Source organism: Bacillus cereus group sp. BfR-BA-01355, assembly GCF_022663675.1.
GTDB classification, from domain to species: domain Bacteria; phylum Bacillota; class Bacilli; order Bacillales; family Bacillaceae_G; genus Bacillus_A; species Bacillus_A thuringiensis_S.
This window is the reverse complement of the sequence record NZ_JAKUFY010000018.1, coordinates 59,991-73,750: the sequence shown is the minus strand read 5'-3', so window position 1 is coordinate 73,750 and position 13,760 is coordinate 59,991. Positions and strand designations below refer to the sequence as shown.

Below are 13,760 nucleotides of genomic sequence, written 5' to 3'. Positions count from 1 at the left end.
TTTATCAAGTACTCGTACTTATTTTCGTCGCTCTGCCTACACTTTCTTTATACATATCCTCAGAGGTTGATGAATTTATGAAACAAGATTACATCTTAAGTTCACAATTACTGGGGGCTAGTCGTTTTCATATTATTAAAAAACACTTACGAGTCTTATTACTTGACCGCTTATTTGTATTATTTATGGAACATATCGTCCAAACACTCATACTCGTTATCCATTTAGCGTTGCTTAACATTGTAATTGGCGGCATACAAATGCGTGAACTCTATGACGGAGTGCTCAAACCTGTTTCTCTATCTAATGATTGGGCAGGCCTTATTGGATTAAATCGTAATGAAATGAATCTTTCATGGTGGATTATTTTTTATACTCTCGCTTCATTCTTTATTACGATTCTATTTATTAAGCTTATGACCATCGGGATTCAAGATGCACTGAAAGCAAGAGATTCGCAAATTGTAGCAATTCAAAACGTTCCAGATCATAAAAAATTTGTTAAACATAAAGATTCTTTTTCGTTTGCAAATAAAGTAAACCTTTAATCATTTCTCATTAATCAAGTATTAATTGGCATCGATATTAGTAGAAAATAAAGAAGATGATCCCTATTAAATACAGGGATCATCTTTTTATGCCGTCTAACTTTTTTTACATGTCCTTTGCTAGACTCACAATTTTTATATTTAAAGTGAATTATTTGCAATCACAATTATGTTTTTTAAAATCAATTACCATACGCCCTTGAATTCTACCTTGTTCCATTTCTTCGAATACATTTTGTACTTTATCTAGCGAACAAGTTTGAACAACCGGCACTACTTTTCCTTCTGCCCCAAACATAAACGCCTCTTCCAAATCTTTACGAGTACCAACTAGAGAACCAACTACTTCAATTCCATCCAGTACAAGTCGCGGGATGTTTAAGTCCATTGTTTCTACTGGTAGCCCTACTGCAACTACTTTACCGCAAGCACGTACTGCATCAACTGCTGAGTTAAAGGCTACTTTAGAGACTGCTGTTACTACCGCAGCATAAGCGCCACCAAGCTCCTCTTGAACAATTTTATCAGCAGGACCTTGAGAAATTGGATTGATAGTCATATCAGCACCAACTTCTTTCGCTAAGGCTAATTTGTCGTCATTAATGTCTACTGCGATTACCTTTGCACCAAATACATTTTTAGCATATTGGATAGCTAAGTTACCTAATCCACCGCAGCCATAGATTACAATAGGTTGACCAGGTTTAATATCTGATACTTTAATAGCTTTATATGTAGTTACACCAGCACATGTAATTGATGATGCTTGAGCAGGATCTAATCCTTCTGGTACTTTTACCGCATAATCAGCTGTAACGATACATTGTTCAGCCATACCACCATCTACTGAATAACCTGCGTTTTTAACTTCACGGCAAAATGTTTCTCTACCAGTTACGCAATATTCACAACGTCCACAAGATTGGAACATCCATGCAATACTTACACGGTCACCTATCTTTAGCGAATTAACATCATCAGCTATTTTCGTAACAATACCTACACCCTCATGACCAAGAATACGGCCATCAGTGTTACCAAAATCATGATTCGCAACGTGTAAATCAGTGTGGCAAACTCCACAATACTCTACATCTACTAACGCTTCACCTGAGCGTAACGGACGTAATTCTTTTTCAACCACTTCGATGTTTGCTTTGCTGTTTTTATTAACCACTACTGCTTTCATATGTGATCTCCCCTTTAGTGTTTTAGCGTTTTAATGAGTTTATCTCACAACTACTCTCCTCACTACTTTGGCTAGTTATTGTACCAAATTTAAGTGTTCAATCATCATTACATCTTCATCATAACATGACACTTCATAAACAATTTGTGAAATTATGAACAATGTTTGAATTATTACACAAATCGTTCTTTATTTTAAATTTTTAAAAATGAGAGTTTATCACTGACTATATGTAAGTCATACATTTCTAAAAGAAAATAAATCAACAAACTTCTCAACGATAAAAAAAGCTCTTTACTCAATATTTTCTACATTTAAAAACTTAGTTTCACAGTAATAGCCTTTGCCACCAACATAAACTTTTTCTATTTTATTTTTGCTATTGGTTGCTAATTTAACTAATATTTCAGAAGGCGAGTGTAAAGAATAACCTTGTTCAAATACATAAACTTCTTTTTGCAAGTAGTGCTGTTCATAAAGGTAGCAAGCTAATGCACCGTTTGAAGTTCCAGTCGCTGCTTCTTCATTGATATCGTATAGTGGAGCAAAATTTCTGCATATAATTCGATTGTCATTAAAAGTGTATAGATGCATCCCGACAACATTATAATACTTGCTGATTTCTTTAATTTTTTCAAAGTTAGGTTGCAGTGTATGTAATTGTGTTTCGCTTTTTATAGAAATTAAAATATCTTTTAAGCCCGTGGAGACAATTTGAATTGGGTAATTATTGTCTATATCTTTAATGTCAAAACAGTCGATGAACTCGTTTGGAGATACAACATCATAGAATATCGGTTTGTTTTGTTCCATGAATATAATGTCATCTTTTATGGTAATAGCAAGAACACCGCTGTTCGTTTCAATCGTATAGCGATTCTTGAAAATTTTATTTAAATGCATCAGTATCTTGAAAGAGCCGATTGTGGCATGACCACATAAATCAACTTCTTCTTTTGGTGTAAAATACTCAAATTTATAATCAGCAATTTCAGATTCTGATATAAATGCGGTTTCCGCATAGCCCAGTCGTTTGGATATTTCCATTTTTTGAGTAGTAGTCAATGTATTCTCTATAAATACCACTCCTGCTTTATTTCCGCCTTTATTATCCTTGCTAAATGCACTTGCAACATAAACGGATATTTTCATAAGACACCTTCCTCCCTTATAGTAAATTGTAATATAGAAAGCACTACGTATAAATGTCATTGGATAAATTATCAATAAAACAAGAGACAAACTATTTTTTTAGCATCTGAACTCTCCAAAAATAGTTTGTCTACAGTCTGAAAGCTCTTCATTTGAAGAGCTTTTTTATATTCGCTTCATCGAAATCGTTTCACGTATACTTTGTAAATTTTTAAGCGTTTCCTCTTGTCGCTGCAACGACAACCCTACATACAAAGTATCTAATAAGCTTAACTGTGCTAATCGTGATGAACTTGCTTCTGTGCGGAACTCAGTCTCACGTGTTGATGTATATAACGTTATATCAGCAAGTTGACTTAATGCTGATTTCTTATAGCTCGTAATCGCAATAATTTTGGCCCCTCTTGCTTTCGCTACTTCTAATGCTTCAAGTAATCCTTTATTGCTACCAGAGTGAGAAATGCCAATAACAACTGAATTTTTCGAGAGTAAACCTGCTCCCATAATTTGAAAATGCGAATCAGTATGAGCGATACAAGAAATACCCGTTCTCATAAACTTATGATACGCATCCATCGCAATAATACCAGAGCCACCATTTCCATAAAACTCAATTCGACTTGCTTCTTGCAAGGCTCGTACAGCCTGCTCAAGTGCTGTTTCATTTAGCAAATGTAAAGTATCTTGCAGTCCTGTAATATGCGAATGAAAAACTTTTTTAGCAACAGTTACCATACTATCTTCTGCTGATACCTCTTCATGAATATTTTGCATTGGTGTATGTACAATTTCACGGGCTAATGTAATCTTTAAATCTTGAAAACCTTGCAAACCAAGGTGTTTACATAAGCGGAATATCGTAGCTTCGGAACTATTCGTAACTTCAGCTAATTCTGTAATAGATTTATGTACAACATCTTGTGGATGTTTCAAAATATGTTCGGCAATACTTCGCAATTTCGGTGATAAACCATTTAACGAAGCCTGAATCTTTCCAATCCCACTTCTTGTACCAGGCATAGCATATCTTCCCCTTCCATCGTAGCTTTATCCTGTAAAAATCGATTAGTTTAACTAATCATCAGTGGGGATGGTCCCCCCTGATTAGAGTTTCACTTTATTGTACCTAATTATTAAAAGAAGAAAAACCTATATTAGGGATTACTATAAATTTTAATTGCTCCTATGTATTCTGTCATACGATATAACAGAATTATTCATACTTATGAATAATTCTCCCCATGTTTCACTGCGTATAATGCGGCTTGCGTACGATCATCCACTTCCAATTTAGCTAAAACGTTTGAAACGTGTGTTTTCACAGTTTGTTCTGTAATATGAAGTTCTGCTGCAATCTCCTTGTTGCTTCTTCCTTTCGCAATTTCACGAAGTACCTCTTGCTCTCTTTTCGTTAACATTGAAAAAGGATTTTCTATTTCCTTCTTTACTGCGGAACGCCCCATTAATGCAGGTGTTACTTTCGGGTGAAAATTCGCATTTCCTTGATGTACTGCAATAATAGAAGCGACAAGTTGCTCAGGTTGTACTTCTTTTAATTGATAACCATCTGCTCCAGCTTCAAGTGCTGGTATAACATAATCTTGCTCTGAAAAACTACTTAATATAAGTACCTTTATCGTCTCATCGTATTGCTTTAGACGTTTTGTCGCCTCAATTCCATCCATTTTCGGCATTGATACATCCATTAGTACGACATCTGGTTTTTCTTTTTGCACGAAATGTAATGCCTCTTCGCCATTTTCCGCTTCCCCAATAATTTCAAATTCTCCTCTCGTTTTCAAAAAGAATACAAGTCCTCTTCGAACGATATGATGATCCTCAACTAATAGCAATTTAATCTTCAATCTTATTCTCCCCTTCAAATCGGCAATTGAATTTCTATTTTTGTACCCTTTCTCAGCTCTGTTATAATTTGAAACGATCCCTTCATTAATTGAATACGTTCCTTCATACTTTTCAGGCCAAGTGCTGACTCCCTTACTTGATCTTGTATAAATCCTATTCCATTATCTTCTATGTAAAAAAATAACTGGTTATTTTCTATTTTTAAAAGAACATGTACCTTTTCACACGAAGCATGCTTTTTACAATTATGTAGCGCCTCTTGGCTAATACGCCATAAAACTTCTTCTATTTCATCCCCAATTGAAACCATCCCATCAATTCGAACTTCCACTTGAACTCCTAACAACTTCCCGTAATTTTGAATTGCTTCTGCTAATCCTTTCTCTAATCCTTCAGGTCTTAATTGCCAAATTAATAACGTCATCTCTTGTAATGCTTCTTGTGATAATTCTCCAATATAACTTAACATCTCTTGCAATTCTCTATCTTGCGTCATATTCAAAGTACCTTTTGCTGTTAGCATAATAGAAAATAACAATTGTTTTACTGAATCATGTAAATCACGTGCAAGTCGATTTCTTTCCGCTACCACTACATATTTACGTTCTTTCTCAACTAATTGAATACGTTGTATTGTCGTTCCAATTTGAAATGCAATTGATTCTAATAACGCTAACTCTTCCTCAGAAAAATGTGTCTTATGAGGCGCGGCTACATTTAATAGGCCAAATTTCTCTGATCCAGACCTAAGCGGAATTGTCGCATGATGTGTAACATCTTCTGTCTCTCCCCAATTACATTCAATTGCATCTTCTATTCGCTTACATTCAATAATATTAGTCGCTTTTTCTAATCTCCCATTCACAAAACGTTCTACACACCAACAGTTTCCTTCACACATCGGCTTCTTCTCTTGCCACGTAAGAGCCTCTGGTAAATTTTCGTCTACAAGCATGCTATGCTTTCCACTTTCATCAATAAAGAATATCCACCCTGTTTGTAAATTCATTACTTGTAACAATGTATGCAACACTTTTTCTAACATATCCTGTAAGTTTGTTGCTTCATTTAATAATTCAGCAATTTCTTTTAATGCTTCTAAACGATGCATCTCTTTTTCTTCAAAGTTCATTCTCATCACCAACTACAATTATAACATTAAGAAATTTCTAAATTCTATAAATAAAAAAAGAACCGAATTCCTTCAGCCCTTTCTTTATATCAATCATTTTATTATTGTTATTCTATCCAATGTTGGAATCAGAATTTTTGTTAACAAGCGATTCTACTTTAGCTGTCCGATAAAGATTGTCCACCATGAATATGCTGTAAACTTTCAGTAGTAACAACCATATTCGCTGCCGGCATTTGCACTTGATTCTTATGGAATATAGACATTAATTCAAATCTTACTTGTCTAGAAGTTTCAAAATAATCTTCTGGCTTTATTAAACCTGTAATACAAAATTCATAGCCAACATATTTCAGGTTAGGATTTAAGTCTGTAACACCGACGTATTTAAATGGTTCAACAGCCTCATCCTCTACTCTATAAAGAGTTTGATCCAATTTTTCATTGCATATAACACATACTTCTTCTAACAATTCCTTCACTCTTGTTGGATCTTCCTGATAACTTACCGTGATGCGTTCAATTACACGCATCCATCCTTTATTAAAATTTTGTATCGTTCTAATCTCTCCGTGTGGGATGGTAAGTAATTTTCCTGACCATTCACGTATTTGCATAAAACGAATACTAATCTCTTCAATAGTTCCTGAATTTGTTCCGTTAAAAGTTACAAAATCACCAACTCGAAACTCTTTGTCCGCTAATCTTGCAAAGCCTAATATAACATCTTTTAGCATCTGTTGTGCAGCAAAACCGATGACAACTCCAGCTATCCCTGCACCTGCAATAATACTTTTTATATCTACAAATTGGCTAATTAAATATATGATAAGACTGATGATAATGATATATCTAAAAATAGATCGAATTACACTTTGAATCGTCTGCTCTACCTCTTCATCAAAAAAGCTTGATTTCCTAAAAAACCAATCAATAATACGGTTTATTACAAACGAAATAATGATTAAAACTAAAGCAAATAGCAAAAATCTTAAAAGTAAAAACTCCCTTACATAATTAAAAAATTCTTCAGTATACGTTAATAAACTCATCCATCCACTTCCTTAACTAATAAAAATTCTATACAAAGCCGCTATATTTTTTAAATTCATTAGACATTCTTCTATAAATATACCCTTTTTCATAACCTAAAGGGAGCTGGCAATTGAAATTTTTTATGACTTTACTTTAAAACTACACTACTCATCTCAACAAAAGGAAAACATTTACATTATATCGAATAGTTCATTTGAAAATATTATTACTCACGGAGGTTACAACCAATGGGATATATTGAAGAACTAAGAGAAGTTGTTGGATCAAGGCCACTCAATTTAGCAGGCGTTGCGGTAGCTGTTTTCAATGAACAAGGACAAATATTACTACAACAAAGGCGAAATGGCATGTGGGGTGTCCCAGGAGGTTTTGTGGAACTTGGTGAATCTACAGAAGAAGCTGGAAGACGAGAAGTACTTGAAGAAACAGGAATTGAAATTGGTACACTTCAGCTAGTAAGTGTATTTTCAGGTAAAGAATTTTTTGTGAAATTACCGAACGGAGATGAATTTTACCCTATGACAATCGCTTACCTTTGCAAAGATATTACAGGTGGCTCGCTACAAGCTGATCGAGTCGAATCATTACATGTACAGTTTTTTAATTTAAATGAGCTACCACAAAATATTAGTCCATTCATAAAAAAATTAATTGAGCAAAATGTCGTCTCGGTTTAAACGCAAAAAAGAGACCTTTTTAAAGGCCTCTTTTTCATTTCACTTCTGCATGTAAACAAGATTTAAAATGTCCAAGTGCAAATTCATGCCCTTGCGCATTAAAAGATGCAACTGCCTTTTCATAAACAACAATTTTAAATCCTTTATTATACGCATCTACTGCTGTATGAAGAACGCAAATATCAGTACAAACACCTACAAGATGAACTTCTTCTATTCCTCTTTCTCTTAACTTCATCTCTAAATCTGTTCCAGCAAACGCACTGTATCGCGTTTTATCCATATAATATACATTCTCAGCATTTTTATATGTTTCGTATACTTCTTGTAACTCACCGAATAAGTCTCTACCATTTGTACCTGCTATATTATGAGGAGGGAATAATTTCGCTTCGGGATGATATTCATCATTTTCTTCATGTTTATCAATTGCAAACACTACGTAATCTCCATTTTCAATATATTGCTTCGTTATATGTACAATTTCCTGTTCGATTTCTTGACCTGGTTTTCCGCAAGTTAAAGCGCCTTTTTCCGCTACAAAATCATATGTATAATCAATATTAATAAGAGCTCGTTTCATAACTACTATCTCCCCTTCTCCTGTTTCACAGTAAACAATAGAAAATTTGTTATTACGACATCGTATGTACTATTCGACATTTCAAATGAAATACCTACATTTTTCTTGTAAAACTTATCTTAATCAAAGTTTATCATAAAACAGGCACACAATGACAAAACATATACTTCCCATTAACAAGTCATAAGTTTGATAATTAAACGTAAGTTGATTAACGTCTTGTATAGTAAACCAAATTACTGACATGATTATACTAATCAAGAAGATACGAACATATCGATTCATACCTTCAACCTTTTTCTCCATCATAGTAGTAACAAGTGATTCCTTACTGCTTAATCGTACTAGAAAACGAAATAAATTATTCCCTATTACACCATTCCATCCAAACAAAAAAGCACACTACTTTTTTGAGTAATGTACTTTTTATTCTGATTAAGACGCAGGCTTTGTCTCAAATGTTGCTTGATTAAAACTAATAACCTTTCCTTTCGGGTCATTGTTTTCATACTGAACTGCAGTAATTGTATGACTACCTGTTTCCAGCGTCTTTTCTTTTAATTGTACTGTTGTCTGTGTTGTACTAGTTACTTGATGTTTATCTGTATACATTTGATCTACAAATATGAATGTTTCTTTATCACTTTGAAAATTAGAAAGTTCTAATTCAACTTGCTGAATTAAAGTATCCTTTTTGATGAATACAGTCGGTATATTTCCATTTTCAGAAGTACCATCTGGAGTAATAACTTTTACTTTCCCTTCTCCAATTGACATTGCGCCTTCAGGAAATACAACCATATTCTCATCACTTGCGTTTACAACTTGTTCTTCCTGTTTTGATTGCGCGTCCTCTTTTTCCTGTGGAGCACCGCAACCTACTAATAACAATACAGACAATCCAGTGATTATGAATTTTTTCAAAATTCATCCCCCCTGTCATTTGATTATAATTTATTATACAAAAATAACTTTTAAAACTTTTATGAACATATAGAAGCTTGCTCACGATTAATGTATCATACTTTCCTTAATAGAACATTAATTTTTTTTATGAAATAAATAGTAATTCCTTCTTATTTATCATTTTAGCCCAACAAATCGATATAATACCCGCTCCAAAATAAAAAGACATTGATATGTCCAATGTCTTTTTATTTTGCACTTTAAAAAACAAATGTTGTGATTTCTTCTACTTCTTTTCTTGGAAGTTTTTTTGGCTTATCTTTCGGAAATCCGAGTGAAATAACCATATTTATTTGTTTTTCAGGCTCAATTTGTAAATATTGGCGCAGTTCATCTTGAGCTAGCAATACTGGCCCTGTCATTGGACAAGTACCAAGTCCCTTTGCATGTGCAGCTAACATTAAGTTTTGTGCCGCTAAACAGCTACTCTTAATCCCTTCTTCTTCCCAAACTGAATCTGGAACAAAAGCAATGGGATCAAATATCTTTTCACGAAACTTTGATTCATATGGTGTTGCCAAGCATACGATTAATACTGGTGCCTCAGAGAAAGCTGTCGCATATGGTCCGAAAGAACGCGTAAGTAATTTCCCTGCTTTCTCTTCTCCATTATCTGTTGCTTTTGCCGCAAGTTTATGTAAAGCATCCCATGTCATTTGTTCAATTTCTTTAATCTTCTCTCGGTTCATAATGACCAAGAATTCCCACGTTTGTGAGTTCGTATCGCTCGGTGCATAACGAGCACAATCAATTATTTCTTTTATATCATTAGTAGATACTTCTTGTTCTGTGAACTTTCTAACACTTCGTCTTCCGTGAATTACTTCTTTAAAACCTTCATAATTCATACATTAAATCCCCTTTTTACAGCGTTTTCAAATCTTGTCCTACGCTTGAATTATATCATGAAAAAAAGCTGGAGGAATATCAGCTTTTTTCTTCAATATTAGTTCATAACTTTAAACAATCTAATACTTTCTTCATATGCCACTTGGAGTTTCTTTGTAATTGGTCCTCTTTCGCCGTTTCCAAACTGTTCATCACCAATTTGAACGACTGGGAATATTTCAAGCGGCGTCGCTGTAAAGAAGCACTCATCAGCCTCATATACTTCTTGTAATGAAAACTCTCGTTCCTCTACTTCGATATGTAACTCTTTCGCTAATGTAATAACATAGTGCCGCGTAATGCCCTGTAGAATGAAATTGTCAGCCGGATGTGTAATCAATTTATTATTTTTCACCATAAAGAAATTCGAATGACACCCTTCAGTCACAATGCCATCTCGTACTAATATTGCTTCTTGATACCCTTGTTCATTTATTTTATTTTTAATCATGATATTTGGTAAAAGATTTAATGATTTTATATGGCAAAACTTCCACCTGATGTCCTCTTCTACCGTTACCTTAATCCCTGCCTTCATTGAAGCAACTGGTCTTGGGAACGAAACAAGATTTGCAAAATATGTCGGTTGTAAATCTGATTCATATACATGATTGCGTGGTTGTGCACCTCTTGATATTTGTAAATATACATTCCCATCTTCTTGAAATTGATTTTTTTCAATCATTTGATGTAACTCTTCCACTAATTCTTCCTTCGTAAATGGTGGAATTAGTTTTATTTCTGCCATAGAGTTAAAGAATCGTTCCAAATGTAAATCTAATAAATGAGGCTTGCCATCGTATAGTCTAAATACTTCATAAATACCATCACCAAATTGGAAGCCGCGCTCTTCTAATGCGACCATCGGCTGTTCTTCCTTCGTATTAATCATTCTCCCATTAAACAAGATCCACTCTTTATGAGTAGCTTTCATTCTTCCCCACTCCTTTATCACATGATTGATTTTATTGTACAACTTATGTCACCCTTAAAGAAGGAATTTTCTGTATTTTCACGAACAAAAAATACATCACTTCGTAAAAGTGATGTATTTTATCATTTATTTAAGGAAATATTTTTCAATATCATCTAACATAAGATTCGCAGCTTTAATACCGCCTGCTGTATTCCAGATTACTTCATCCACTTGGAATACTTTATTATTTTTAGAAACCTGTAGTTGCTTAAAGAGTGGATCTTCTGTCCATTCCTTTGCTAACGAATTTCCTTCATTATTCTTATCTGCATCTTTATCAGACGTGAAATAAAATAAGTAGTCCCCGTCCATATTTGGAATTTGCTCTTTTGTAATTCCTTTTATCGCAAAATCATCTTTATCTTGTAATGGTGGTCGTTTAAATCCAATATCATTTAAAACAACTCCCGAGAATGAGTTTTTTTGATAAATACGAACATCACCTGGCACGAAACGAATAATAGAAACTTTAGAATTCAATTTATCGCCTAACTTCTCTTTCATTCCTTCAATACGTTTTTTATAATCTTCAAGAGCTTTTTGCCCTTCTTTTTCTTTATTTACAGCTTTTGTATAAAGCGTAAAGTTTTCTTTCCAATCACCGCGTAATGTTTCTGCATAAACAGTTGGTGCGATTTCTTTTAGCTGATCATATATTTTTTCGTGACGCATTTTATTTCCGATAATTAAATCTGGCTTAAGCTTCATTACTGCTTCTAAATTAATATCACGTTCAGTTCCTACAACTTCCGTATTTTTTAATTCTGTCGCTACATGAGGGTACCATTCATCACCAGCACGTGGTTTCGTAGTCCCCACTGGCGTTACGCCCACAGCTAGGAGAGCCTCTGCACCTTCATTTGTTAAAACAACAACTTTTTTAGGTGTACCATTTACTGTCGTTTCGCCCATTGCATGCTTGACCGTATATGAATCTTTTGCTTTAGCTGATATATCATTTTCTTTTTTCTCTTCTTTACTACATCCTGCAATTACAACCATGAGTATCATAATGCAGAACATAATTAGTTTTTTAGTATGTATCATATGTCCTCCCTAGATGAAATCGATTATCATTAACAATTAAAGATTAATGTATACTACATACATTGTCAATGTATATCAGAAAACTTTTTTAATATATACCATTTCGATTCTATTGGCTTTTCTAATGTTTCTTTTTAACATATAGTGTATAAGTATGAAAATTTATGTTGTTATTACAATGCGTATCTGAGTTATACATAACAAAGATACGCATCCATATTGCATTATCATTTTAATTCCTAATATTGAGTATACTTAATATACGATGGATCATTATATACCCACTGATTTCCACCAAGGTTTAACCAGCCATTTTCATTTATATATACTAAATAAGATTCTGGAGGATTTAATTGACGGATAACTGCAGATGTAGTTGATGGACCACTTCTTAAATTTACATTCATCCCTTGTATATATGCAACCCCAATTGGACTTCCATCACTATTGCTTGTCTTTACAAAATTAATGTAAGAAGGATCATTATACATCCATTGTCCATTCCCCAAATCTAACCATCCGTTACTTTCCTGATATACAACGTAAGATTCTGGAGAATTTAATTGACGAATAACTGAGGAAGAAGTTGATGGACCATTTCTTAAATTTACATTTTTCCCAAGGATATAAGCGATTCCCTTCGTTTGAGGTGTCGGTTGTGGGTTTGGAGGTTGTGGATTTGGAGCTACTCCAAAAATAGCCGCTATTCCATTTGCATACGCTTGACTTAGATCTTCAATAAATTGTGGATTCTTTAATAAATTTGCATCAAACGTTGTATCAATAAAGGCAGTCTCAGTTAAAATTGCATCCATTGCGGTTTCTCTTAATACCGCATAATTTTCTTTTTTTGCTCCTCGATCACGAAGACCGTATTTTGTTAATACAGGATTTACTGCTGTATGCATCTTTTGTTGCTTTGCATATGCAGTGCTGCTGTTGGATAACGCATTATAAATATAGCTTTCAAAACCTGTACCCCCGCCGCTATTAATATGAAATGAAATAAAATAATCCGCACCAAAAGCATTAGCAATATTAGCACGTTCCGATAAGGAAATAAACACGTCACTATCACGTGTCATTTTAATTGTAATTGGGTAATTTACCGTTAAAATATCTCGAACGCGTCTAGCAATTTGAAGCGTTAAGTTTTTTTCTACTAAGCCATTACCAACAGCACCAGAATCATATCCACCGTGCCCTGCGTCTATAACAAATTTCATTTTACTACCCCGCCCCTTTCTTGTAATATGTTAGCATTGCTACTCGTCCTATTTTATGTGAAATGTACAAGTTCTGTTACAATCACAAATAAAAAAACCGCCTTATGTAAGGCGGTTTCTATCATCTTGCTTTAACCAATTTAAAATAAATATATACGATTGATAGTGAATATAACGTATGCAAAATAAAATAAATAAAAGTACTATTCCAACACCACTATAAAGTAAACCGAACTTTAAAAAAACATTCACAAGTGGTGGAAAGTTCATTATATTTTGTAATGTACTAAGCATACAAAATATAATGAAAAAGACAGGGACGTATTGTAATTCATACGGCTTTCTTTTCTTAATCATTCTTTTCCGAATGATTATATGACATAGTTCTGCTACTATAAAGCACCCTCCAATTAATACAAGACCAGAAGTCATTGTCATACATCCACCTGCCTTA

General features: G+C 33.9%; 14 protein-coding genes and 1 pseudogene. 2 read left to right on the top strand and 13 right to left on the bottom strand.

Annotation, left to right across the window (positions count from 1 at the left end; all coding sequences use genetic code 11):
- Positions 1-548: pseudogene (locus tag MR167_RS08750) on the top strand (peptide ABC transporter permease); the annotation flags it as partial.
- Between the two features lie 151 nt (positions 549-699).
- Here MR167_RS08750 and adhP read toward each other — a convergent pair.
- The 6 genes from adhP to MR167_RS08720 all read right to left on the bottom strand — a co-directional run bounded on the left by adhP (position 700) and on the right by MR167_RS08720 (position 6,939).
- Positions 700-1,737 (bottom strand): alcohol dehydrogenase AdhP, encoded by a 1,038-nt coding sequence (adhP, locus tag MR167_RS08745; protein ID WP_000649140.1) that lies wholly within the window; start codon positions 1,735-1,737, stop codon positions 700-702.
- A 294-nt stretch (positions 1,738-2,031) separates the two neighbouring features.
- The gene (locus MR167_RS08740; RefSeq protein WP_242314398.1) at positions 2,032-2,889 is read right to left on the bottom strand and encodes a PhzF family phenazine biosynthesis protein; all 858 of its coding nucleotides are present in this window, start codon (positions 2,887-2,889) and stop codon (positions 2,032-2,034) included.
- A 165-nt stretch (positions 2,890-3,054) separates the two neighbouring features.
- On the bottom strand, positions 3,055-3,909 hold the full coding sequence (locus MR167_RS08735; protein ID WP_001119645.1) for a MurR/RpiR family transcriptional regulator: 855 nt from the start codon (positions 3,907-3,909) through the stop codon (positions 3,055-3,057).
- A 203-nt stretch (positions 3,910-4,112) separates the two neighbouring features.
- Complete coding sequence (gene casR, locus MR167_RS08730) at positions 4,113-4,754, bottom strand: two-component system response regulator CasR (RefSeq protein WP_000694653.1); 642 nt, start codon at positions 4,752-4,754, stop codon at positions 4,113-4,115.
- A 14-nt stretch (positions 4,755-4,768) separates the two neighbouring features.
- The gene (gene casK / locus MR167_RS08725) at positions 4,769-5,887 is read right to left on the bottom strand and encodes a two-component system sensor histidine kinase CasK (protein WP_001008458.1); all 1,119 of its coding nucleotides are present in this window, start codon (positions 5,885-5,887) and stop codon (positions 4,769-4,771) included.
- A 158-nt stretch (positions 5,888-6,045) separates the two neighbouring features.
- Positions 6,046-6,939, bottom strand: a complete 894-nt coding sequence (locus tag MR167_RS08720; RefSeq protein ID WP_000055429.1) for a mechanosensitive ion channel family protein — start codon at positions 6,937-6,939, stop codon at positions 6,046-6,048.
- A 231-nt stretch (positions 6,940-7,170) separates the two neighbouring features.
- Between MR167_RS08720 and MR167_RS08715 the strand changes: the two genes are divergently transcribed.
- On the top strand, positions 7,171-7,620 hold the full coding sequence (locus tag MR167_RS08715) for an NUDIX hydrolase (protein WP_000540506.1): 450 nt from the start codon (positions 7,171-7,173) through the stop codon (positions 7,618-7,620).
- A 34-nt stretch (positions 7,621-7,654) separates the two neighbouring features.
- Here the strand turns inward: MR167_RS08715 and MR167_RS08710 are convergent, their stop codons facing one another.
- The 7 genes from MR167_RS08710 to MR167_RS08675 form a co-directional block, all read right to left on the bottom strand.
- The gene (locus tag MR167_RS08710; protein ID WP_000816791.1) at positions 7,655-8,203 is read right to left on the bottom strand and encodes a cysteine hydrolase family protein; all 549 of its coding nucleotides are present in this window, start codon (positions 8,201-8,203) and stop codon (positions 7,655-7,657) included.
- Between the two features lie 435 nt (positions 8,204-8,638).
- The gene (locus tag MR167_RS08700) at positions 8,639-9,127 is read right to left on the bottom strand and encodes a putative periplasmic lipoprotein (RefSeq protein ID WP_000713494.1); all 489 of its coding nucleotides are present in this window, start codon (positions 9,125-9,127) and stop codon (positions 8,639-8,641) included.
- 242 nt (positions 9,128-9,369) lie between these two features.
- Entirely contained in the window at positions 9,370-10,017 is a 648-nt protein-coding gene (locus MR167_RS08695) for a nitroreductase family protein (protein ID WP_001105348.1), read from the bottom strand.
- A 98-nt stretch (positions 10,018-10,115) separates the two neighbouring features.
- Complete coding sequence (dat, locus tag MR167_RS08690; RefSeq protein ID WP_000648395.1) at positions 10,116-10,991, bottom strand: D-amino-acid transaminase; 876 nt, start codon at positions 10,989-10,991, stop codon at positions 10,116-10,118.
- 126 nt (positions 10,992-11,117) lie between these two features.
- Positions 11,118-12,080, bottom strand: coding sequence for an ABC transporter substrate-binding protein (locus MR167_RS08685; RefSeq protein WP_242314396.1), 963 nt, complete (start codon positions 12,078-12,080; stop codon positions 11,118-11,120).
- A 239-nt stretch (positions 12,081-12,319) separates the two neighbouring features.
- Positions 12,320-13,306, bottom strand: a complete 987-nt coding sequence (locus MR167_RS08680) for an N-acetylmuramoyl-L-alanine amidase (RefSeq protein WP_242314394.1) — start codon at positions 13,304-13,306, stop codon at positions 12,320-12,322.
- A gap of 102 nt (positions 13,307-13,408) precedes the next feature.
- Positions 13,409-13,738: a hypothetical protein gene (locus tag MR167_RS08675; protein WP_000200457.1), complete on the bottom strand. Its 330-nt coding sequence runs from the start codon at positions 13,736-13,738 to the stop codon at positions 13,409-13,411.
- Between the last annotated feature and the right edge of the window lie 22 nt (positions 13,739-13,760).

Bases quoted from the DNA above. Each gene is read 5' to 3' on its own strand.
- adhP (WP_000649140.1), bottom strand. From the start codon at position 1,737: ATGAAAGCAGTAGTGGTTAATAAAAACAGCAAAGCAAACATCGAAGTG.
- MR167_RS08740 (WP_242314398.1), bottom strand. From the start codon at position 2,889: ATGAAAATATCCGTTTATGTTGCAAGTGCATTTAGCAAGGATAATAAA.
- MR167_RS08735 (WP_001119645.1), bottom strand. From the start codon at position 3,909: ATGCCTGGTACAAGAAGTGGGATTGGAAAGATTCAGGCTTCGTTAAAT.
- casK (WP_001008458.1), bottom strand. From the start codon at position 5,887: ATGAACTTTGAAGAAAAAGAGATGCATCGTTTAGAAGCATTAAAAGAA.
- MR167_RS08720 (WP_000055429.1), bottom strand. From the start codon at position 6,939: ATGAGTTTATTAACGTATACTGAAGAATTTTTTAATTATGTAAGGGAG.
- MR167_RS08715 (WP_000540506.1), top strand. From the start codon at position 7,171: ATGGGATATATTGAAGAACTAAGAGAAGTTGTTGGATCAAGGCCACTC.
- MR167_RS08710 (WP_000816791.1), bottom strand. From the start codon at position 8,203: ATGAAACGAGCTCTTATTAATATTGATTATACATATGATTTTGTAGCG.
- MR167_RS08695 (WP_001105348.1), bottom strand. From the start codon at position 10,017: ATGAATTATGAAGGTTTTAAAGAAGTAATTCACGGAAGACGAAGTGTT.
- dat (WP_000648395.1), bottom strand. From the start codon at position 10,991: ATGAAAGCTACTCATAAAGAGTGGATCTTGTTTAATGGGAGAATGATT.
- MR167_RS08685 (WP_242314396.1), bottom strand. From the start codon at position 12,080: ATGATACATACTAAAAAACTAATTATGTTCTGCATTATGATACTCATG.
- MR167_RS08680 (WP_242314394.1), bottom strand. From the start codon at position 13,306: ATGAAATTTGTTATAGACGCAGGGCACGGTGGATATGATTCTGGTGCT.
- MR167_RS08675 (WP_000200457.1), bottom strand. From the start codon at position 13,738: ATGACTTCTGGTCTTGTATTAATTGGAGGGTGCTTTATAGTAGCAGAA.